Origin of the sequence: Sorangium sp. So ce375, from assembly GCF_051473855.1 — a bacterium.
Lineage (GTDB): Bacteria > Myxococcota_A > Polyangia > Polyangiales > Polyangiaceae > Sorangium.
Window position 1 is genome coordinate 2,254,285 of sequence record NZ_CP150335.1, and the last position, 22,019, is coordinate 2,276,303.

Annotated in this window: 18 protein-coding genes; 10 read left to right on the top strand and 8 right to left on the bottom strand. The window is 70.4% G+C overall.

Features of this window, described 5'->3' with window-relative positions; all coding sequences use genetic code 11:
* Positions 1 to 43 precede the first annotated feature (43 nt).
* The 6 genes from WME90_RS08645 (at position 44) to WME90_RS08670 (ending at position 9,740) form a co-directional block, all read left to right on the top strand.
* Entirely contained in the window at positions 44 to 1,129 is a 1,086-nt protein-coding gene (locus WME90_RS08645; RefSeq protein ID WP_437280607.1) for a hypothetical protein, read from the top strand.
* An 87-nt stretch (positions 1,130 to 1,216) separates the two neighbouring features.
* Positions 1,217 to 4,942, top strand: coding sequence for a protein kinase domain-containing protein (locus WME90_RS08650; RefSeq protein WP_437280608.1), 3,726 nt, complete (start codon positions 1,217 to 1,219; stop codon positions 4,940 to 4,942).
* 656 nt (positions 4,943 to 5,598) lie between these two features.
* The gene (locus tag WME90_RS08655) at positions 5,599 to 5,820 is read left to right on the top strand and encodes a four helix bundle protein (RefSeq protein WP_437283580.1); all 222 of its coding nucleotides are present in this window, start codon (positions 5,599 to 5,601) and stop codon (positions 5,818 to 5,820) included.
* 493 nt (positions 5,821 to 6,313) lie between these two features.
* A complete protein-coding gene (locus WME90_RS08660; RefSeq protein WP_437280609.1) occupies positions 6,314 to 8,380 on the top strand; it encodes an FG-GAP repeat domain-containing protein in 2,067 nt (688 codons plus the stop codon).
* Positions 8,381 to 8,392: 12 nt separating this feature from the next.
* Complete coding sequence (locus tag WME90_RS08665; protein WP_437280610.1) at positions 8,393 to 9,220, top strand: endonuclease/exonuclease/phosphatase family protein; 828 nt, start codon at positions 8,393 to 8,395, stop codon at positions 9,218 to 9,220.
* A gap of 22 nt (positions 9,221 to 9,242) precedes the next feature.
* Positions 9,243 to 9,740, top strand: coding sequence for a transposase (locus tag WME90_RS08670; RefSeq protein WP_437283581.1), 498 nt, complete (start codon positions 9,243 to 9,245; stop codon positions 9,738 to 9,740).
* Between the two features lie 276 nt (positions 9,741 to 10,016).
* Here WME90_RS08670 and WME90_RS08675 read toward each other — a convergent pair whose 3' ends face one another.
* The 3 genes from WME90_RS08675 to WME90_RS08685 form a co-directional block, all read right to left on the bottom strand.
* Positions 10,017 to 10,865 carry a DsbA family protein gene (locus tag WME90_RS08675; protein ID WP_437280611.1) on the bottom strand — a complete coding sequence of 283 codons (849 nt, stop codon included), beginning with the start codon at positions 10,863 to 10,865 and terminating at the stop codon, positions 10,017 to 10,019.
* Between the two features lie 89 nt (positions 10,866 to 10,954).
* Positions 10,955 to 11,653 (bottom strand): zf-HC2 domain-containing protein, encoded by a 699-nt coding sequence (locus WME90_RS08680; RefSeq protein WP_437280612.1) that lies wholly within the window; start codon positions 11,651 to 11,653, stop codon positions 10,955 to 10,957.
* On the bottom strand, positions 11,650 to 12,306 hold the full coding sequence (locus tag WME90_RS08685) for an RNA polymerase sigma factor (RefSeq protein WP_437280613.1): 657 nt from the start codon (positions 12,304 to 12,306) through the stop codon (positions 11,650 to 11,652). Before WME90_RS08685 ends, WME90_RS08680 begins: the two co-directional genes overlap by 4 nt.
* A 523-nt stretch (positions 12,307 to 12,829) precedes the next feature.
* Here WME90_RS08685 and WME90_RS08690 point away from each other — a divergent pair.
* The 4 genes from WME90_RS08690 to WME90_RS08705 are packed head-to-tail and all read left to right on the top strand — an operon-like array spanning position 12,830 to position 13,797.
* A complete protein-coding gene (locus tag WME90_RS08690) occupies positions 12,830 to 13,045 on the top strand; it encodes an addiction module protein (protein WP_437280614.1) in 216 nt (71 codons plus the stop codon).
* Positions 13,042 to 13,416, top strand: coding sequence for a type II toxin-antitoxin system RelE/ParE family toxin (locus tag WME90_RS08695; protein WP_437280615.1), 375 nt, complete (start codon positions 13,042 to 13,044; stop codon positions 13,414 to 13,416). The genes WME90_RS08690 and WME90_RS08695 overlap by 4 nt, the downstream gene beginning before the upstream one ends.
* A complete protein-coding gene (locus WME90_RS08700; RefSeq protein WP_437280616.1) occupies positions 13,388 to 13,603 on the top strand; it encodes a hypothetical protein in 216 nt (71 codons plus the stop codon). The genes WME90_RS08695 and WME90_RS08700 overlap by 29 nt, the downstream gene beginning before the upstream one ends.
* A gap of 26 nt (positions 13,604 to 13,629) precedes the next feature.
* The gene (locus tag WME90_RS08705) at positions 13,630 to 13,797 is read left to right on the top strand and encodes an HNH endonuclease (protein ID WP_437283582.1); all 168 of its coding nucleotides are present in this window, start codon (positions 13,630 to 13,632) and stop codon (positions 13,795 to 13,797) included.
* Between the two features lie 418 nt (positions 13,798 to 14,215).
* Here the strand turns inward: WME90_RS08705 and WME90_RS08710 are convergent, their stop codons facing one another.
* The 5 genes from WME90_RS08710 to WME90_RS08730 form a co-directional block, all read right to left on the bottom strand.
* Complete coding sequence (locus tag WME90_RS08710) at positions 14,216 to 14,656, bottom strand: hypothetical protein (protein ID WP_437280617.1); 441 nt, start codon at positions 14,654 to 14,656, stop codon at positions 14,216 to 14,218.
* Positions 14,657 to 15,970: 1,314 nt separating this feature from the next.
* Positions 15,971 to 17,134, bottom strand: a complete 1,164-nt coding sequence (locus WME90_RS08715) for an IS481 family transposase (RefSeq protein WP_437283583.1) — start codon at positions 17,132 to 17,134, stop codon at positions 15,971 to 15,973.
* Between the two features lie 503 nt (positions 17,135 to 17,637).
* A complete protein-coding gene (locus WME90_RS08720; RefSeq protein WP_437280618.1) occupies positions 17,638 to 17,889 on the bottom strand; it encodes a hypothetical protein in 252 nt (83 codons plus the stop codon).
* A gap of 48 nt (positions 17,890 to 17,937) precedes the next feature.
* The gene (locus WME90_RS08725; protein ID WP_437280619.1) at positions 17,938 to 20,769 is read right to left on the bottom strand and encodes a CHAT domain-containing protein; all 2,832 of its coding nucleotides are present in this window, start codon (positions 20,767 to 20,769) and stop codon (positions 17,938 to 17,940) included.
* 139 nt (positions 20,770 to 20,908) lie between these two features.
* A complete protein-coding gene (locus WME90_RS08730; protein ID WP_437280620.1) occupies positions 20,909 to 22,018 on the bottom strand; it encodes a VWA domain-containing protein in 1,110 nt (369 codons plus the stop codon).
* Position 22,019: the final 1 nt, after the last annotated feature.

Here is a 22,019-nt window from a genome sequence, read left to right on the forward strand (position 1 = left end):
TATCTCGCCGTCAATGGCCTCGCGGAGCCGCTGAGGGCATGTTATGCACGACGGCGTGCGAGTCTTCTTCACGGTCGCGATGTCCGTCACGTCGGCTGCCGTCGGCTTGAGCAGCGCCGGTTGCGCAGACGAACATGCCCCTGCGTCAGGAAGCCATTCCGGTGGTGGCGGCGGGGGCCTCGGCGGAAGCGGCCTCGGTGGCAACGGCCCCGGTGGCAGCGGCCTCGGCGGCAACGGCCTCGGCGGCGGCGCGGAGGCGTCGTCCGCATCGAGCAGCGCGGAGGCGGTAAGCTCGGCCGGCGCCGGGGGAGGGGACGAGGGGCAGCTCGACAGGTTCGGGATAGCGATGCTGCGCCCCTCGCTGCCTTCGGGCAAAGCGTGGTTCTCGACCTGGGACAACGGCGTCGCGCGCACCTTTTCCGGGATCGATCCGGCCGACGCCTGGTTCGACGCCGACCACGGCGATGCGTCCTATGACACCGACGGCCAGGGCACCCTCAAGATCAGCGGCCGCGTCCCGCGGATGTACGTGCACGACCCCGCGCTCGCCGACGCATGGCGCGACGTCGAGGTGACGATGTATTTCCTGCGGGCCGCCGACGACGGGACACCTTACGGCGGCCTCGTCGCCATGACGCGCACAAACCACGGCACGATCGGCGACGAGGACGTCGACAAGTGCGACACGCGCGGGATCGCCGCCCGCATGCGCTACGACGGCAAGATCGATTTCGAGAAGGAGACGAATCACCCCGCCTCCTCGGCCATCCTCGGCAAGACGTACTGGGAAGGCGGCATGCCGGAGCAGGTGTGGATCGGGTACAAGCAGCTCGTCTATGACCTGCCGAACGGCGATGTGAAGCAGGAGCTCTGGATCGACGAGACCGACGGCGCGAGCGGGGGCACCTGGGTGAAGATCCACGAGCACGTCGACCAGGGGACCGACTTCGGCGTGGGAGGCGAGCCCTGTCGGCCAGGCATCGATCCCGCGATGAGGCTCACGCGGGAGCCGACCCGGGAGGGCTCGGAGACCGGCAAGCCCAACATCAGCGTCTACTTCCGGAGCGACGGGGTGGGCCCCGACGGGCTCCTGTACAAGAAGGGCAGCGTCCGCGAGATCGTGCCGTGACGGCCGCGTGTACGAGCGCACGGCGGAGGGCGTGAACGGCCGGTTCTTGGGGGAGCGCCGCTGTGGGTGGGATATGCTCGGAGGCGGATGCCCAGCCCGTCGTCGAATCCTTCCGGAGCCCCGCTCGGGCAGGGCGCCCGTCTCGGTCCCTTCCGGCTCGTCCGGCAGCTCGGCAGCGGCGGGTTCGCGCCGGTCTGGCTGGCCGAGGAGGTCTACGAAGGCAGGAAGCTCCGCGACGTCGCCATCAAGCTCTTCTTCGTGCCAGAGCAGCTCGCGGGCTCCCCCGACGCGACGGCCGCGTGGCGAGACACGATTCTCGACGAGGCGCAGGCGCTCTGCCGGGTCGAGCACCCGAACGTGGTGCGGTTCTATTCGTTCCAGCGCGACGACGCCCTCGGCGTCGTCGGCCTGGTGATGGAGTATGTGGCCGGCACGAGCCTCGATGATCTCGCGCGCGAGTCCGGCCGGCTCTCCGAGCGCGTCGTCCTCGAAGCGGCGTCCGCCGTCGCCTGGGCGCTCTCCGCAGTGCACGCCGCCGGGCTGGTCCATCGCGACGTCAAGCCCGCCAACGTCGTCCGGGGAGCGGGCGTCTACAAGCTGATCGATTTCGGGATCTCCGGGGGGAACGCGCGGACCTGGGTCGAGCGGGGGCTCGCCGCCCCCACCGGGGCGCCGCCGACAACGCCGGTCGACGGGTATTCCGGCACGGTGCTGGCGGAGGAGGCAGGTGAGGCAGGGGACGCAGGGGAGCGCGCGGGCGCGACCGTGACCTTGTCCGTGCCCGCGGTCGCCGGCGGCGTGCGGGAGCTGGGCTCCGTGCTCGCGGGCACGCCCGGCTACATCGCTCCGGAGTGCGCTATCGCCGGCCAGTCCGCCACGCCCGCCAGCGATCTCTACGCGCTCGGCGTCCTGATCTTCCGCCTGAGGACCGGGCGCCTCCCCGCCGAGTTCGAGCGCATCGCGGAGCCTGCGCACTGGCTGCTCGTGCCGCGGCGACCGGCTCCCCCGCTCGAGGGGCTCGTGTCCGACCCGACGACGGCCACCGGTCCCCTCTCTCTCCTCACGGCGAGGCTGCTCGCTCTGGATCCTCAAAGTCGCCCCCGGCACGCCGATCAGATCGCTCGGGAGCTCGAGCGCATCCTGGTCGCGCTCGATCCCGAGCACGCTCGGCCAGGGAGCACGGAGAGGTCGCAGCCGCTGCATCAGGAGCCCGAGCGGTCCGCGCGGCCGCCGTTCGAGGACCGACCGGCGCGGCCGCCGCCCGAGGACCGGCCGGCGCGGCCGCCGCTGGAGGACCGGCCGGTGCGCCCGCCGCCGGAGGACCGTCCCGCGCGGTCGCCGCCGGAGGATCGGCCGCCGCTCCTCGGGCGGCGAGCCGAGCTCGACGCGATCCTCCGCGCCGCGCAGGAGGCGCACGAGGGCCGCGTGCGCGGGATCGTGGTGGGCGGCCATCAGGGCATCGGGCGCAGCCGGCTCCTCGACGCCGCGGTCGAGCGCACCGGCTGGGACCTGCGCCACGTCGTCCGGCTCCGGTGCCTGCCGGAGCGACGGAGCCCGTTCTACCCGCTGCGCCGTGCCGCCGAGGCGCTTGGCGAGAGCGATCTCCCCGAGCTCCGCGCGCTCCCCGCGGCGCTGGAGCGGGCGCTGTCCCCGGCGCTGCTCCCCTCCGCGGACGAGGTCGCGCACACGGTCGAGGCCATCGAGGACGCGCTGCTGCGGGCGAGCGCCCGCGCGCCGCTGCTGTTCCTCGTGGACGACCTGCAATGGAGCGACGCGGCGACGCTGGAGCTGATCAAGCTGCTCCTGCGGCGCGCCGCCGCCGAGGGGCAGGGCCGGCTGCTCGTGATGGCGGCCGCGCGCAGCGAGCCGAGCCGGCCCGCGCCCCTGCGCGCCCTGCTCGGCGAGGTGCGCGCGCGGGTGTGCCCCGGGGTGACCTACCTCGGCCTCGCGCCGCTCGACCCCGCGGCCGCGGCCCAGCTCGCGCACGCGGTGGGCCGCGGCCTGCACCCGGAGGCCGCGCTGGGCGGGACCGCGGCGCCCGCCGCCCCCCTCGCGCCCGCGCTGGAGCGGGCCGTGGTCGCGACGTCCGGAGGCGTGCCCTTCTACATCGTGCACGCGCTCATGGCGTGGCACGAAGGCGGCGCGCTTTCGCTCCGCGACGGGAGCCTCTGCGCCGCGGACGACCGGGTCCTGCGCGGGGAGGTCCCCGGCGTGGCCGATCTGCTCGAGGCCCGCGTGGCCTCGTTCGCCGCCGACAGCGCCGCCGAGCGCAGCGCCCTGCGGGCCCTCGCCGCGGTGGCGCTCTGCGGCGGCGGGCTCGGCGTCGACGTGCTCCTTCGCGTCGTGGGGGACGAAGAGCGCGCCGAGTCGGCGCTCGAGGCGCTCGTCGGCGCCGGCGTGCTGACGGAGTCCGGCGACGCGCAGGAGTACAGCTTCCCCCAGGAGATGATGCGGCAGGCGGCGCTCAACCTGCTGCAGCGACGGCCGTGGTTCCAGCGGCTGCACCGGGCGCTGCTCGACGCGCTCGCGGAGGGCGCGCAGGGGCGCGTGGACGCGGGGCTCCTCGGCGCGGGCTACGAGCGGCTCGGCGCCGTGGCCGAGGCGCGCCGCTGGCTCGGCCGCGCGATGGCCGAGGCGGCCGCCGCGGGGCTCTTCGAGGAGGCGGCGGCGTTCGCGGATCGGCTGGCCGCGCTCGCGGCAGATCCCGAGGCGCGCGCCGGCCTCGAGATCGACGCGGTCCGCGCCCTCATCCAGGGGCGGAAGCTCGAGGAGGCGAGCCGGCGGCTCGCGCGCCTCTCGGAGCGCTCCGCCGTGGCGCGCGGCGGTCCGATCGACGTGCGCCGGCGCATCCACCGGCTCGAGGTGGCGCGCGGGCTCAGCGACGCGGGGGCCGACGATCCGGGGCTGCTCGCCGACGCGGACGCGCTGGGCGAGGCGACGCTCCGCTGCGAGGCGCGGATCGCGCTCGCCGGGGTGGCCGCCGGCGACCTCGCGATGACGCTCGCCGGCGAGGCGGTGGAGCTCGCGGCGGGCGCGGGCCCCGCGGCCGAGCTCGCGGCCCGCGTGCTCCGGTGCGAGCTGAACTACGCGCAGAACCGCCGCGATCACGCGCTGCTGGAGCGCGATCTGAAGCGCGCGCTCGCCATCGCGGCGCCGTCCTCGGCGTGGCACAGGGTCCACATCGAGGGCGATCTCGCGGTGCTCGAGGCCGAGCTCGGGCGGACCGGCGTGGCGATCGACCGGCTCCGCAGGCTCATCGCCGAGGCCGAGCAGCAGGGGATGCGGGGCCAGCTCCGGCTGCTGCTGCAGAACCTCTCGGCCTTCCTGATGCGCGAGGGGCGCGCCGCCGAGGCGGCGGAGGTCGCGCGGCGGACGGCCGAGCTCGCGGCGCAGGACGGCGACCCCGCGCTCCGCGCAGCGGCGCTCTCGCTCCTGGCGGCGGCGCTCACGCGAGCGGGCCGGCCCGCCGACGCGCTGGAGAGCGCGGATCAGGCCGAGCAGCTCCAGCGGGCGCGGGGGGACCGATACCACGCGCTGACGCTGCTGCGGCGCGCCGAGATTCAATGGGAGCTGGAGCGGGTGGGGGAGGCCCTGGAGGACGCGCGGGAGGCCCGGCGCGTGGCCGAGGAGCACGGCGACGACAGCATCGCGGCCGGCGCGCGGCTCTGGGCGGCGCTGCGCCGCGCGCAGCTCGGCAAGCTCGAGGCGGAGCGCCGGCGGCTCGTCGAGGAGGTGCGCGCGTCGAGCCCGCGCGTCATCGGCCTCTTGCGGGGACTCCTGCCCGAGATGGCGGCGTGGCTCGACGGGGGGTGATCACCTCGTCGGCTCGGGCGCCATGGCCGGCTTGAGAAGGCGTGTGACGACGCAAAGGCGGACGAGAAAGCGCCGGGGCGCGAGCACACCAGGGCCGCCAGAGCAGACGGAGAACGAAGCTCCGGCGCCGCCTGCCACGTCGCTGCTTTCGCCGACGCCCGACGTCGTGATGCCCACAAGCATTCCCATCGCGCACTGGGGGCGCTTGAACGAGGGCGAGCTCTTCGCCGAATCGCGCCGCATCGACTGGCATCTTCTTCTCCGCCGAACCTTCGGCGCCGACTCGCTTCAGTGTCCCAAGTGCCTGGGGCGCTCGAAGATCCTCGCGACCGTGACCGACCGCGGGGCTGTCACCAAAGATTGTGACCACCTCTGGCTTCCTACAGCGCCTCCCCCGCGCGCCGCTGCGCGTGACCCAACCGACGACTCAACCAACGAGCAGACGACGTTCGACTTCGACGCCGCATAGCCGCCGGCCGCGGCGAGACACGACGCGCTCCGCTACGAGGACGTCCTGGTCGCGGTGCGCCCGCGGCTCGGCGTCGTGGTGGCGACCGGGGCTCTGCGCCATCGCCGACGTCCTCTGCACCGCGGAGGACGGGCGCCGGGCACGGCGTGGCCAACAGCAACGCCTTAGCGCTTCCTAGCCTCTGAAGATCGCCGAGGGGAACGGCAAGCGGTCACTCGCCGATCGCTGCCGCTACCTCGACATCGCCCGTGGTTCAGCGCTCGAATCTGCAGCCTGCCTAAACGCCATCATCGCTTCCAAGGCAGTACGAGTGGACCAGATCGCGCCGGGGAAGACGATCCTACTCCGGATAGTGGCGATGCTGTCGAAGATGGTGGTGAGGCTCCTCGGGCCGGCTTCCGGGATGTGATGCCGAATCGAGCACGAGGTACCCATGACAACCTAGAGCATCGAACGGGTTGAAACTTACCTGAATCCAATGGGTTGTAAGCCCCGGCCGATCTTCCAGGAAGCAAAACGAATGCGGGAAAGAGAGCAACCGCAAGGGCGCAAGGGGCGCAAGGGACCAGAGACGAGATGTTTTTGCCTTCCCCTTGCGCCCCTCGCGCCCTTGCGGTTGCTCTTCCCTTCTGTTGATTTCCTCGGAACTCCAACATGATCGGTGCGCTAGTGCCAAGCAAGACGTAATCCAGGGGATGGGCCAGGCCGGATACCCCTTCGATTAGGGAGCGATAGGATGACGCATCGGGGAAGACCCTGATAGTGTACGCCTTGACTCGATGGCGGCGGAAGATCAGTGTTCCATTTCCACGCTTTAGAGATGCCCATTCGTCGATCTCCTCGGATCGAGCGAACGAGATTGACCCAGACAAATCTGGCGCCGCCTGCCGGAAGGATACACGATGCTAACGAGTCGTTCGATCCGCCGTCTCGGACATTGCGTGATATGCTGCTTGCCAGTCACCGCGTACCTGCTCTCCTATGGCTGCGCGGGTCACGATGTCGACCCTGGCGAGCCCGCCTACACGGACGAGGCGGTCCTGTCCCTCGGTCTCGCAAACGCCGGCGTATGGCTCTCCAACTGGTGCTACCTGGGCGACGGCGCGACCTTCGGTACGGCTGACTTCAACGGCGACGGCAAGGCCGATATCTGGTGCCACGACCCGACCAACGGCTCGAGCCAAGGCCGGACATGGGTGGCGTTCTCGAACGGCGCGAACGCATTCACGGACAAGGGAGTCTGGCTCTCGGGCTGGTGCTCGCACAGCGGCGCGACCTTCGGCGCCGCCGACTTCGACGGCGATGGCAAGGCCGACGTCTGGTGCCACGACCCGGCCAACGGCGCGAGCCAGGGCCGGACATGGGTGGCGCGCTCGAACGGCGTGAACGCATTCACGGACAAGGGAGTCTGGCTCTCGAGCTGGTGCTCGCACAGCGGCGCGACCTTCGGCGCCGCCGACTTCGACGGCGATGGCAAGGCCGACGTCTGGTGCCACGACCTGGCCAACGGCGCGAGCCAGGGCCGGACATGGGTGGCGCGCTCGAACGGCGTGAACGCATTCACGGACAAGGGAGTCTGGCTCTCGAACTGGTGCTCGCACAGCGGCGCGACCTTCGGCGCCGCCGACTTCGACGGCGACCACTACGCCGACGTCTGGTGCCATGACCCGGCCAACGGCGCGAGCCAGGGCCGGACATGGGTGGCGCTCTCGGACGGTATGACTGGATTCACGGACAAGGGAGTCTGGCTCTCGAACTGGTGCTCGCACAGCGGCGCGACCTTCGGCGCTGCCGAATTCGACGGTGATGGCTACGCCGACGTCTGGTGCCACGACCCGACCGACGGCTCGAGCCAGGGCCGGACATGGGTAGCGCTCTCGAACGGTATGACTGGATTCACGGACAAGGGAGTCTGGCTCTCGAGCTGGTGCGCGCAGAGCGGCGCGATCTTCGGCGCCGCCGATTTCACCAGCGCCAACAAGGCTGGCGTCTTTTGCCATACGAGCGCTGGGGACACCAGCGTCGCCCGCAACACCCCTGACTGGGGCTCTTTCCAGGCGGACGCGTGTACGGGGGTCGGGGTGAGACAATACTCTGCCATCCTGTGGAACATTTCAGGCTCCTGGGAGGCGGCCTGTGCCGTGGCGCCCGCGACCATCAATGGTTACCATTTCCCCCGGCCGGCTCGCTGCGTGAATACAGGCATCAGCATGTGGGGCCAGTTCGACGTCCCGGACAGCTATTGCATGCCAACCTGGGGGTCGTTTCAGGCAGACAGCTGCACGGGGCTCGGCGTGCGCCAGTACTCTGCGATCCTCTGGGGCATCCAGGACATCTCGTGGGAGGGCGCGTGCTACCACATGCCAGCCGTGGTGAACGGCGTCACGTTCGATCGCCCGACGCGCTGTGTGAATACAGGCATCAACATATGGGGCCAGTTCGACGCCCCGGACAGCGCTTGCGGAGCGGTGGCCCCTCCTGCTCTGCCCAACCCCTACCCCGCAGAGCCTCATTGGGGCTCTTTCCAGGCGGACGCGTGTACGGGGGTCGGGGTGAGGCAATACTCTGCCGTCCTGTGGAACATTTCGGGCTCCTGGGAGGCGGCCTGCGCCGTGGCGCCCGCGACCATCAATGGCTACCAATTTCCCCGGCCGGCTCGCTGCGTGAATACAGGCAGCAGCATGTGGGGCCAGTTCGACGTCCCGGACAGCTATTGCATGCCGAGCTGGGGAGCTCTCTCCAGTGACGGTTGTTCGGGGGTAGGCGTGCGCCAGTACTCTTCGTCCCTCTCTAACATCAAGGACATCTCGAAGTGGGCCGCGTGCTACGGGACGTCTGCTGTGAATAATGACCTATACTTCGATTTCCCGACGCGCTGCGTGAGCGTCGGCCTAGGCATCAAGGGCGAGTTCGACGCCCCCGATCCGGCGTGTATTCTCGACTCAAGGAAGATTAGAGATGAGCTGTGAGGGTGGACGACGATGAAAAAGAATACATGGATCTTTCCGGTTGCCTATCTCCTGGCCTCGGTCCCCGGGAGCGAGGTCGCGCTCGCGGTAATCCCGCCGCTCAATGTAGGCACCTGGAACGTGCACCCGCGCAGCATCGGAGGGCAGGCGCCAAGGGATCGAATAAGGGCCGCCGCGACATTCGGCGCCAATCATGGTCAGGCCATCCTCGCGTTCCAGGAGGTGCCGCTCACGTTGCTCGGAAACGCCGCCCAGCTCGCCCTGACCTACAATGGTACATCGTATGTCGCGCTGACCATGTCCGCGGAGTATCCCAACCCTAGCGTTGCGGCCAACACCAGTCCCAGCGGCTACCTGATCCTGTACAACCCCAACGTCGTCACCGTTGCAGTAGGGCCTCAGTTCTTCGTGCCTGGTGAGTTTCACCAGCTTTCCTTCTACCAGGCGCGCCCCCCGGTGCGGGTCATTTTTAATGTCGTGAATCAGAATGCACAGGTCGCCTTCTTCAGTTGGCACAACGAGGCAGGCTCGATGGCGGCTGATCAGGTTGTCAACCTGCAGCACGCCCTGTCGAATCACCACCCGGGCATGTCCTGGATCTTCACCGGCGACTTCAATGCCCAGGTGAACCCGAACGGGGGGGCGATGGCAGACCTCATTCACAGCATCAACAACAACCAGGGCGGCCCCAGTAACTGGCTGGGTCACAATCAGGGTATCGACTTCATCCTGTCGAGCGGTCAGGTGACGGACAACGCCACCGCCAACGCCGACGCCAACGCCCAGGGGCTCCGGAGCGACGGTCGACACTTGAGCCTGTTCGGGACGATAAGCCTCTGAGTAATGACCTCCTTGTGCTGGACTGCCTCGACCGTCGGCCCTCAATGCCAAATACTCCAGTTGTACTCGACGTGCACCGTGCCGTGCGTATAGCGGCGAACGACGACGAGGACGGGAGCGTCTGCTCCGGTACTGCGCGCGTCCGCCGTTCGCGACCGACCGCATCGAGGTGTTGAAGGACGGGCGCGTGGCCTACCTCATTGAGAGCGCACGGCGCGGCAGCACGCGCCGCGTGATGACGCCCATCGAGTTCATGGCGCGGCTCGCGGCCTTGATACCCCCACCGTTCTACCCGACCATCACCTACCACGGCGTCTTCGCTGGCCGCTCGACGTGGCGTGCCCTCGTGACGCCGAAGGCGCGGGCGGCACGCGGCACGCGAAGAAGAAGGCGTGTGACGACGCAAAGGCGGACGAGAAAGCGCCGGAGCGCGAGCACACCAAGGCGCCAGAGCAGACGGAGAAGGAAGCTCCGGCGCCGCCCGCCACGTCGCTGCTTTCGCCGACGCCCGACGTCGTGATGCCCACGAGCATCCCTGTCGCCGACGTCCTCTGTACCGGCTCCACGCTCTCGACGAAGATACGCGTCAACGCGCCGAACAGCGCACCCTCCTGGGCGAGCCTGCGCCGCCACGGAAACGGAAACGTCAGCGCCCATTGCCTCAGCGCGACCCGGGGCAGCACGTCCTCGGCTGTCCGATGGCGCAGCACGCAGCGCGCGGTGATCGCGCGGGCGGTCACCGCGCGGGAAGGCGCGGAGATCCAGGTCTGGCAGAGCTGTTCCGGGCGGGAGGAAGCTACTTCCCCGCCAGGGCGCGGTCGATGGCGGTGCGCAGCACGCCGATGGGCTGCGCCCCCATGACGCGGCGGCCATTCACGAACAGCGTGGGCGTGCCCCTGATCGCGAGCCGGTCGCCCTCCTCGAAGTCGGCGGCCACCTGGGCCTCCAGCGCGGGGGACTGCATGTCCCGCGCGAACCGCGCCACGTCCAGCCCGAGATCCGCCGCGCGCTCCTCCAGGCCCGCCTGGTCGAGCGCGCCCTGCGCCTTGTCGAAAAGCGCCGCCTCGTACTCCCAGAACTTGCCCTGCGCGTGCGCCGCCAGGGACGCCCGCGCCGCGATGCGCGCCTGCTCGTGGATGGGCAGGGGGCGGTGCTTGAAGGCGAGGCGGAGCTTGCCGGGGTACTCCTGCTCGAGCTGGTCGAGCACGCCCGCGAACTTGCTGGAGAACGGGCACTGGAAATCGGAGAAGACCACCAGCGTCACCGGCGCATTGGCCGGGCCGCGGGTCGGCGCATTGCGGATGGCGAGCTGCTCGACCTCCTCGCCGATCAGGTGCTCCGGCCCGTGATCCCCGGCCCCGTCGCACGAGCCGCAGTCGCCGCCCGGCTCGGGATCGCAGGCCCTCCCGGGCCCGTGGATCGCGGGCACCTCCGCCGCAATTGCGGCCGCGGGCTTCCGTGCCGCCGCCTTCGTGGCCGCGGGCTTCCGGGCCGCGGTGCGGGGCGCGGAGGCCGCCGGCGCGGCCTCCGCGATCGGGGCCGTGTCGTCCGGCGCATTGCTGCACGCGGCGGTGAGCACGAGGGCGAGGGCCGTGGCGGCAGCGCGGAGAGGGAAGGCGAGCGGGGAGCGGGTCGACGTGCGCATTGTCTGTTCCTCCTCGGCCCGCGGCGCGCGGGATTCGCGTCGCCATTGTGGCGTCGCCGTTTCGTCGGGCCTCACTCCCCCTGTTGCCGCTACGGCTCGGGAGTTACACACGACATATCAGCGCACGCCATTTCGTCGTCGCAGGCCTGCCCGGCGCTCGGGCCGTCACCGCCCGGGTGCTCGGACGGATCGACGTCGTGCTCCCCGGGCGTGGAATCGCAGACCTCCCCGCAGGCCGCGCCGTGCTCTTCCTCGAAGACGATCTCCGGCGGGGCAGGCGGCGCGCTCGGGGCGATGCTCGGCGCGGCCGCGCGCGGCTCCGGCGCGAGCGGCGTCGCGGCGTCGCGCGGCAGCCCGAGCCGCGCGGCCCCGAGCGCCAGCGCGACGGCGGCCGCGGCGCGCGGGAGCCACCTCTTCAGGGTGCTCGGCGCGCTCATGGCGTGCGCTCGGCTGCCCCTCCTCCCCGAGGGCCCCGCCGCGCGCCGGCGCGCAGGCGCCGGGGCTGCTGCGTCGTCGACCGCCGGCGCGGCCGCGCGCGCGGGCGCGGCCTCCTCGGCGCGCGCCTCGCGCCCCTCGTCGAGCGCGCGCATCAGGATGGATTCGAAGGGCGGCGGCTCCGGGATCTCCTCCGCGCGGGCCGCGAACAGCGCCTGCTCGCGGCGCGCCCACGCGAGCTCCTCGGCGCACGCGCTGCAGCCGGCGAGGTGCGCCTCCACCTCGGCCGCCTCCGCCGCCGAAAGCTCGCCGAGCGCGTACGCCTCCACCGCCTCGGGACGGCACCCGCTCATCGCCCACCTCCGTCGTACCGCACGAGCTCCGCGCGCAGCTCCTGCCGCGCGCGGTGGATTTCCACCTTCACCTTGGGCAGGCTCCACTCCATGAGCCGCGCGATCTCCTCGTAGCTGAGGCCGTGATCCAGCCGGAGCAAGAGCGCCGCGCGCCGGTCCTCGCCGAGCTGATCCAGCGCCCCGGCCAGCACCGTGAGCGCCTCGCGCCCCATCAGCTCGTCCTCCGGCGTGCGCGGCGCCCCCGGCGCCCGCGCCGCGCACGCGGCCTGGCGCTCCTCCCAGGCGTCGAGCGGCCCGTCGTCGAGCACCTGCCGCCGCCGCCGCCGCGCCCTCCGGTGCTCCAGCGACACGTGCCGGGCGATGCCGAACAGCCACGGCGCGGGCCGCTCTGGCGTCTCCAGCGTGTGCAGCCGGCGCATGGCCCGCACGAACGTCTCCTGCGTAGCGTCGGCCGCCGCCGCCGTGTCCCCGAGCAGATCGCAGAGGAAGCGGTGGATGGCCCGCGCGTGCGCCGCGTACAGCGCCTCCAGCGCGCGCCTCCGCGCGGCGTGCTCCGCCCCCTCCACCGGCGTGCTCGCCGGATCCTCCCCCTCCTGGACCGCGAGCGCCGGGGCCGCCATCCAGACCTCCGAGAGCGATGCCACGAGCCCCATGTGGCCGGACCCGCCCCGGAGTTACAGAAAAAAGTCGGAAGGCCTCCCCGGCTTCCGTCTGGCGCTGCGCGTCCGCCGGAGCTGGAATCTCCTGCTGGCACGCAGCGTCTGCCAGGGCGCGAGCGCTCCGCCCTAGCTGGGGTGTCCAGCGCGCAGATCCGCTGGATCGGGACCGGCCCGGCTTGCCCTTGCGCTGAGGGCGGCCCGCCCGAGCGCGCTGATCGGCTTCATCCGTCGCCACGCCGAGCGGCAAGCGCGCTGTCTCGATCATCGTGTGCGGGAGGAGCTCGCCGAGCGCAGCTCAATCAAGAACAGAAAAGGAAGCTCTGTGACTCGGCTCCCTCCCGCGCGCTCACGCGAGGCGGGTCGCTCGCCAGGGCACCGGTGGGCCGCAGCGGCGGCCGGCGCTCGCCGACCTCAAGGGGCCGGCGCCACGCGCCGGAGGACGGACGGCGGAGCCCTCGACGCCCGCCCAGGCTCGCGTGCGCTGGCGTTGCCGGCCCCTCTGGTGAAGGATACGCCCATGGGCAAGCCCGCGCTCGACCTCTCCAAGCTCACCGCAGACGAGAAGCTGGCTCTGATCGATGACCTTTGGCGAATCCTTTCTTCGGACGACCTGTCTCTGAGCGCCGAGCTCCGCGCTGAGCTTGACCGCCGCCTTGATCGCCTCGATCTCGAAGGCCCCATCGGTGTCCCCTGGGAGGACGTCCGTGCCGAGATGACCACCGACGAGCCGTGAGCCGCGTCGTCTTCCTCGCCGAAGCTCGCGCCGAAGCCCTCGAGACCTTCCGCTGGTACGAGGAGCAGCGGTCTGGGCTTGGCGCCGTCTTCCGGCGAGAGCTGGACGACGCCATCAAACGCATTCGGAGCGCACCGCTCGCGTACCCGCCGCTGTATCGAGACGTCCGGCGCGTACTCGTCGAGCGTTTCCCGTACGCGGTCTTTTACCGGATCCTGCCCGCCGCGATCGTGGTTGTTGGAGTGATTCACGGAGCTGCTTCGCCCGCCCGAGGCGGGCAGAGCTTGAGGCGACGGCGCAGGGATGACATGCTCTCCGTGCCGACGTCGAACGGAGAGCATCATGGAAAGGCGAACCCTCGAACAGCTTGAAGCGGCGCTCGATGCCGTCAGCAGAGATCTCTCCCCACGGGTCGAGGAGCTCGCTCGGAAGAGCACCGAAGGCGCGCTCACCCCGGAGGAGCAAAGGGAGTACGCAGAGATCGTCCGCTTGAACGACAGGCTCAGCCTCCTCAAGCTCGAGGCCGAGGAGTTCTGGACGATGCGCGCGGCTTCGTGAAGCTCTCGAACGATGTGCGGGAGACGGTGCAGCGGCGCGCCCAGGGCGCGTGTGAGTACTGCCGGCTTCCTCAAGAAGCTTCAATCCTTCCCCATCAAGTCGATCACATCATCGGGAGGCAGCATCGTGGCTCCGACGATGTTGCCAATCTGTGCCTCTGCTGCATCCATTGCAATCTGAAGAAGGGGGCCTAACATCGCCTCGATTGATCCAGCGACTGGGATCCTCGTGGCGCTGTATCATCCCAGGTATCACTCTTGGCACGAACACTTCACGATCGCGATTGAGGGTGCAATCCAAGGGCTGACGGCCGAGGGGCGCGCCACAGTCCAGCTCCTGGACATGAATGGTGAAGACCGAGTCCGCCTGCGTGCGTTGCTATTGCGCCGAAACCGGTACCCGTGAGTCGGCGCGGCGGCGCGTGCCGAACACACCGCTGATGCCGACGGCGCCCCGCGCCGCGGCACACCGGCAAGGCGTCAGGCGGGCGACGCGTGAGAGCGTCCCGTGGGTCGACCAGCTGGGCGTCGACCTGGCATGCCCTCTGTTTCAGAGGAGTTCTCGTCTCCTCAGCCTGGCAGTCACCGCTCGCTCACGCCGGCGCGTCGGCGCTCACCACGAGAAGCGCAACGTGAGCTCATCCGCGTCTGGCTCGTCGAACGACCAGCCAGTCTGGGTCGCGTCGACCTGCTTGCCGGTCACCTGCTCCAGCGCACGGCCGGCGAAACCGACGCACAGCGGTCCGAGGTGCTCGAACCCCGCGACCTCGGTCACGAGCAGCGTCACCTCGTTCCGCTCGATCTGCGAGGAGTCCACCCGCAGCGCCCCGCCGACCATATCCTGCGCCCAGAAGTCGGGGAACTTCCGGAGGAAGAGCCGAGCGTTCATCCCCCTGAGGAGCAGCTTCATCAAGGTGTTCGCTTCCTTCTCGAAGACCGTCCGGCCGCACCTTACGACGTCCAGGTAGCTCTGCGATGGCTCGTTGTGGACCTGGACGATGCCGCGCAGCACCTCGACGTAGTACGCGCGAGGGTACCACGCCGCGCTGGACATGGTGGCCAGCGCCCTCCTGAGCTCCTGCGAGAGCCCGTGACGAACCCGGCGGACCCCAGCCTCGTCACACAGCACATCCGAGTAGGCTGCTGCATTGAGAATCAGAGAGCCCCGGGTCATCGGTTCTTGCATACACGCGCTCTCGTGGAAGATCTCGCTGATACAGCAGAAGGAGAAGAGAGCAAAGGGTTGCCTCCGTCAAGGCGGCTTGAGCGCGCGGGCAAAGGAAGCCGGATCGCGACGCGAGGAAGTGTGGTGCGGCACACCGAAGTGGCGGGCCTCGCCGAGCGCGGAGGGGAACCGGACGATGCTGCTTGGCTCGGCTCCTCTGGCTCCGGTGGGCGCGGGCCGATGCGCTCACGCGCCAACTGGGCTCCTCGCCTCAAACGCCCGTCGCAAACGAGCGCACCCGGTCCCGGAGCCAGGTGAGCGCTGGGTGCCTGGCTGTCACTCATCCCGTCTTGTGCGCACGCATGGCCGATCCCGACAAGGATCCGCCTGCCTCGATCCTCCAGGCTCGTGGTGCGATATGAAAACGAGCCCGAGCCCTCATCCGACGCGCCGCACCCAGCGCTGGCCTGCCTCTGACATCACCGTCGCGCATTCGCTTCAGCTGCGCACCGAGCAGGAGTCGCGCGATTGTACGATAGGACACGAATTGGGTTGCGCGGTGGAGCGGCGGGGCAGCAGAGGAGCGACGCGATTGTACGATAGGACACCAGCGTGGGTGCGCCGGAGGGCCGCGAGGGCCGCGCGGGAGGCCGCCGGAGCCGCGTAGGAGGGCCGCCGTGGTCGCGTAGGAGGGCCGCGAGGGCCGCGCGGGAGGCCGCCGGAGCCGCGTAGGAGGGCCGCCGTGGTCACGTAGGAGGGCCGCGAGGGCCGCGCAGGAGGCCGCCGTGGCCGCGTAGGAGGGCCGCGGGAGCCGCGCAGGAGGTTGAACGACCGGGAGCCCTGGTAACACTTTAGACCGGGAGCCTAGGTGACACTTTCTGGGCTCCCGGGATCGCGGTCCGCGAGGCTCGGAGCCGCGGTCCGGGTGGCTGCCGTCACTTACCGGGGGGTGAGTAGACGCAGACCAATACGATTGGTTACGCGAACGGGGTTCTTCGTCGTCACGTACCAGCAGCCTATTAACGCAATCCGAGTCTCAAGACAAAGACAAAAGCCGTCATCGTCTCTCTTTGCGCGCGGTCGCGCCAGTTGACGGTGCCGAGGCGAGTGCCGCCAAAGGCTAGAAGCGAAGCTCATTCGAGGGGGGGCCGGGGGGGGAGACTGGCAACTTGTGAGTTTGCTGTTGGTTCGTTGTGAAGGCGCTCAGCGCTGCTTCTCGAAGCGGAGCTCCTTGTTCTTGAGCGTGACCTTTGCAAGCAGAACCGGCCCGTAGTAGAGGTTCCAGCCATCTTCCTCGACCGGATCGAGCCCCACCGGTTCGTAAGCGAGCAGCCGGGACACTCTCGTCTTCGAGGTCTGCCCGGCGAAGCTCAAGCGGCCCATATCGTCCAGTTTCCGCACCTTCATCGTGTCGGCATACTCGGGCGACTTGGGTCTCTCGGGCAGGCATCGACGAGATGGCGTGTACCGAGACGACGGCGTCTTCATCTCGAGTGCCTCATGCGGACGCTCCGTGTTGTACACCCGTCGGAACTGATCGAACGCGCGCTGCTGTGCGAGCATGGACGCGGCCGGCGGGCTTGCCACTTCGTCCTTTAGCGTGCGATGCATCCGCTCGTGCCGACCGTTCTGCTCCGGATGGCCGGGCTCGATTCGCTCCGGCGTAATGCCGAGCTGAATCCACCAGACGGACAACGCGGAGAGCCCACCGATGCCCGGGCTTGCGAACGGAGGCCCATTGTCCGAGCGGATTCGCGCCGGGAGGCCAAACTCTCGAAACGCTCGCTCGAAGTGAGGCCTTACAGCGATGTCATCTGCCTTGACGAGACCCTCGCACTTGAGTAGAAAACGGGTCGTGTGATCCGTGATGGTCAGCGGGTAGCAGCGCGTCTTGTCGCTGACCACGAAGTGCCCCTTAAAGTCCACGCACCACGTTTCATTCGGATACGCTGTCGGCGCGATCGGCAGCGGGTGCATGGGCGGATGAACCCGACGGCGGCGCGGCGGAATCAACCCGTGCTTCTTGAGTGCGTCGCCGATCGTGCTGGCGGCTGGCAGCTCCTTGACGCCTAGCGACTCCAGTCGCGCACGCAACTTCTTCGGCCCCCACTTCGGGTGCTCCTTGCGAAGCTCGATCAGCTTGTCGAGCACTTCCGCCGGCGTCCGATGCGGGCATGAGTGTGCCACCGGCCGATGCTCTGCGAGCCCGGCAGCGCCACGCGCTTCATAGCGCGCGACCCACTTGTAGCCTGTTTTCCGGCTGATCCCGAAGCGCTCGCAAAGCGCCGTGAACGTCTCGTCGGACTCGTTGACCAAACTGACGAAATGAACGCGCTGATCCATGGGACAGATCGCTTTCCAGGGCACCGACACCTCCGGTCGGTTTCCTACAAAAACCGAGAGCCTGTTACCTAGGCTCCCGGTCTGATCTGTCACCCAGGGTCCCGGTCAACTTTGTAACCCAGGCCCCCGGTCTGTACCGGTCACCGGAGCCGCGTAGGAGGGCCGCCGTGGCCGCGTAGTGTGCGTGAACGACCGGGAGCCCTGGTAACGCTTCTGACCGGGAGCTGCGGTGACACTTCCTTGAGCTACGGGCCCATGCTCCGGGAGGACTGGAAACAGGGACCGGATCCTCGTCGACGCGACACGCTCGCCGCACTTTCTCGGACCGCCAGGACCTATACACGAACCGCGCCCCGCTACGGCTCCGGGCGCAGGCAGCGCGCGCCGATCAGCGCGACAGAGTCCTCGGCAAGGTCGAGGCGGAGCGCCGGCGGCTCGTCGGGGAGGTGCGCGCGTCGAGCCCGCGCGTCATCGGCCTGCTGCGGGGACTCCTGCCGGAGCTCTCGGCGTGGCTCGACGACGGATGATCACTTCGCCGGCGTGGGGGCCACCGCGCCCGGTTTGTAGTGCACGATGATGCCGCGGTCCTTGTTGCACTTCTGGACCTTCTCGTCCCACACGCAGCCCTCCGGACAAGGCTGCGTGCTGGGATCTCCCGTGGGGCAGATCTCGGCCTCGCCCTCCTTCGCGGCGGGCTGCTCGGGCGCCTGCGCGCCTCCGCAGGCAGCGAGAAACCAGGTCAGGACGGGGAGCACCAGAACGATCGCCGATCGACGCATGCAGACCTCCACGAGCCCGCGATGGGTGGGCTCCGGCGTCGACGTCTATCAAGCCTCAGGCATGCGGGGCCAGCGCTTCCGCGCGACAAGGAGGAGCGCCGCCGCGATCGCGGCGAGCCCGGGCGGAGCGCTCGGGCCGCCCTCGCCGGCCGCGCAGGCGCAGCCGCGCGGGCTCGCCGCGCGCGGGAAGGCTGGCGCGACCTGCCTGCCGTCGAGCGCGGCGCCCTCGCCGGAGGTGATGAAGCCGGCCCACGCGTGCGGGTGCGGGCGCTCGCGCCGGATCTGGAGCTGCGCCGAGCGCAGCGCCTCGCTGCGCCCTCCGCCGCGCGCGAGCGCCGCGTAGTACGACGTCATGAGATCCCGCGTCGCCATGTCGCCGACCTTCCACAGGCTCATCACCTGCGTCTCCGCCCCCGCGAGGAGCAGCGCGCGGCGGAGCCCGTAGACCCCCTCGCCGCGCGGCACCTCGCCGAGGCCCGTCTCGCAGGCCGAGAGCACGACGAGCTGGGTTCCGTGGAGGTCCAGCGAGGAGATCTCGAGCGCGGTCAGGATGCCGTCGTCCTCGTCCGAGCTGCTCCGCCGCGCGTTGGCGCCGGCCAGCGCCAGGCCCGAGCGCAGGAGCGGGTTCTCGCTCCACGTCAGGCCCTCGCTCCCCTCGCCGCGGGAGCTCGCGCTCGCCGCGTCGGCCGGGGAGCCCTGGTCCGGGAGGAAGAAGCCGTGCGTCGCGATGTGCAGCACGCGCGGCCGCTGCGCCCGCTTGAGGGCCTCCTCGGTCGCCGCGGGGCCGGTCAGGACCGTCGCGCTGGCCAGCGCGCTCCGCACCGCCTCCGCCTCGCGCTCCGTGCCCGGCAGGGGCGGGAAGCGCGCCCCCGCCATCTCGGCGGAGCGCAGGCCGCGCGCGGGGTCGTCGTCCAGCGCGAGCTCCGAGAGGCTGCCGAACGCGGGATCGGCGATCACCAGCACGTCTCCCCGAGGCGCCACGGCCCGCGGCGCCCCGGCGCCGCCCGCGGCGCGCAGCAGATCGCGCCCGCTGGTCAGGTAAGTGAACGAGGCGCGCTCGATGAGGTAGCGCCCCTCCTCGTCGACGAGGGCCGCGAACGGCACGAGGTTCAGCGCGCCGTCCGGGCTGACGAGGAGCCAGCGCGCGGGGCCGAGGGCGGCCCGGATCGGCTGCATCACGAGCGCGTCGAGGCGGCGCGCGCGCTCCCGGGGATCTCGCCCGGGATCCGAGAGATCTTTCGAGAGCTCCGCGGCGACAGCGTCGATGGCGGCGGCGTCGCCGAGATCCACCCCCGTGACGTCCCCGCGCCGCCCGACGACGTAGGCCGCGTAGCGAGGCTTGCCCCACGTGGGCCTCACCGGCGGCCCGAACGGGTCGTGGGGCCGGTACTGGACGATCTCGACGAGCGCCGCCCCCTCGGGGATCGCCGCCTGCACGCCCTCGACCGTGATCGGCGGCTCTCTCGCGTCCGCTGGGCGCGCGGCGCGCGTCCGCGCGGCGAGCTGGAACTCGAGCCGCTGGCGCTCGGCCTCGAGCTGCTGCACCTCGCGCTGGTGCTCCTCGACGGGGATGTCGATCGGGCCGCGGGAGATCGCGGTGGACAGCTTCGCGTCGAGCTGCGTGAGGGCGTCGAGGAGCGCCCGGCCCTCGGCGCCGGTGTCGCGCCGCAGCGCCGCGTAGCTCTCGGCGATGGCGTCGAGCACGAGCCCCTTGCGCCGGAGGATCGACCGAAGGGCGAGCCGCGCCGCGGCCTGGTCGCGCGGGGCATCCTTGAGGTGCAGCGAGAGGGTCGCGTCGGTGTCGCGCTGGACGAGGGCCATGTACAGGCGCTTTTGCCGCTCGGAGCCCCTGGCCAGGTTGGCCCGGGCGCCCCGGTCCTGGAGGCCGGCGGCCCGCTCGCGCGTCCGCACGGCGACGGCGGCCCGACCCTGCGCGACGTACAGGTTCGCGAGGTGCCCCAGCACCCGGACGATGGCCGGGTGATCCGGCGCGAAGATCCGCTCGCGGATCGCCAGCGCCTGGAGGAGCCGCGCCTCCGCGGCGGCGTCGCCTTTGCGGGTGAGGAGCACGCCGCGCTCCTCCAGCAGATCGGCGCGCCCCCCGCTCAGCGCCGGGAGCGCGGGATCGAGCTGCGGGCGCAGCGCGAGGAGGAGCCGCTCGGCCTCGTGGACCTGCCCGCGCCGCAAGGCGAGCTGCGCCGCGCGCAGATCCGGGACCGCGTAGGACCACGACGAGCCGTCGGTGGCCTCTTTGAGGATCACGCGCATCCTGTCGAGCGCCTCCGCGAAGGAGCGCAGCGCGCGTCGCTCCAGGTACAGCCGCGCGAGCGAATCGACGGCATAGAACTCGCCCCAGCCCTGGAGGAGCGGCTGGGCTCGCTTCAGGAGATCCTCGGCGCTCTGGAGGTCCCCGAGGTCCAGGTAGAGGTTGCCGAGCCGGACATAGAGCATCCCCTCGTCGTTGAAGGAGGGCTGCTGGGCCGTCAGCCCCCGCACCAGCAGCGCTTCGGCGCGCGCGTAGTCGCCGTAGGCGAGGTAGAACTGGGCGAGCTCGTTATCGAGCTCGGAGGTGCCTTCCAGCAGCGCAAAGTACCTGTCGGCGAGGGCGGCGGCCTCGGCCAGCTCGTCCCTCTCGACGGCGGCCCTCCAGCGCTTCTGGGCAGCAGAGATGTCCTCGCTCGCCTGCTCGGCGGGGCCCGGCTGCGCCGCGATCGGCGCGGGCCAGGCTGCCGAGACGAGCGCCGCGACGGCCAGCGAGAGGAGCCGCGCGCGGCGACGGGCGCGGCGCGACGGCGGTGGCCGGGGCGGGGTGCGTCCTGCCGAGAGGCGGGGGCGAGGATCGATGTCGCGGTCGGCGCGCTCGGAGCGGGGGGGCGGCATCGCGGAGCAGGGTAAGGCCTTGTTCCGCATCAGCCACTCGATCACGCCCGCCGCAGGGCGCGGCGAGCCCAGGCCCGCCGCGGGGCGCGGCGAGCCGCTGGAACGGCGTCGCGGCCGCCCTGCGCGGCCGCGGCGCGCCTCACTTCGCCTCGACCTTCACGTTGGCGTTCGCCTTGAAGCTCGCCTTCGCGCCCGCTCCGCCGCCGCTGTCGTCGGCCGCGGGCACGGTCGCCTTCAGCTCGAACGACGGCGGGGTGTTGGGATCGCACTCCGGCGGCGGCCCGAACCCGTCGGCGTTGAACTTCCACGACAGCGACCCCGAGGCCGAGGGATCCTTCCGGATCGCCTTGATCTCCACCTCGTGCTCCCCCGCGCGCGCCGGCGTGCAGTACGAGAGGAGGTAGAAGCGCTTCATGTGCGCCTCGATCTTCGCCGCGATCTTGTCGAACGACTCCTTGACCTTCGCCTGGTCCGCCGCGAGCTCGGTCCCGTCGCGCCCGATCTCGTCGAGCCGCGCCTTCTCGATCTCGGCGCCGACGCCGACGACGAAGATCTGGTAGTTCTCGTAGTCTTCCTTCTTGAGCTCGTTCAGCATGTCCTCGCGGCTCACGCGGTTCGCGCGATCGGTGCCGTCCGAGAAGACGACGAGCGTGCCGAACTTGAGGGGACGCCGGTCCTTGTCGAGCTGCTTCTTGAGCTCCCGGATGCCCTCCACCACGCCGCCGTGGAGGTTCGTCGACGTGTCCTTCGGCTTGTAGCTCCGGAGCCCCTCGAGCCCGCCCTGGACCGAGCCCTGCGCCTCGGTGAACGGCACCACCGAGTGGATCTTTACCTCGCCGTCGAACGCGTAGACGCCGACCTTCTGGCTCTTGCCCACCCGATCGCTGAACGACTGCGCGGCGTCGACGAGGGCGTCGGCCTGACCCGACTCGGTGATGCTGCCGCTCATGTCGACGAGCAGCATCGTGTACATGACCGCCGCGACCTCGGGGTTCTGGATGGTCTGCTTGCTCTCGAACTTCGAGACGAGCTCTTCGTCCTCGTAGATCTCGAAGTCCTCGGCCGTGAGGCCGCCCACCGGCTCGTCCTCGCCGGCATCGACGCTGAAGAACACCCAGACGTTGTTCGGCTTCTTCTGGGCGGAGTTGATCCGGGTCACCCGCAGCCCGCCGCCGCACGCCACGCTCGACAGAGCGAACAGGGCGGCGAGCAGGATGCGGAACGCTGGAGAACAAAGGAGAATTTTCACG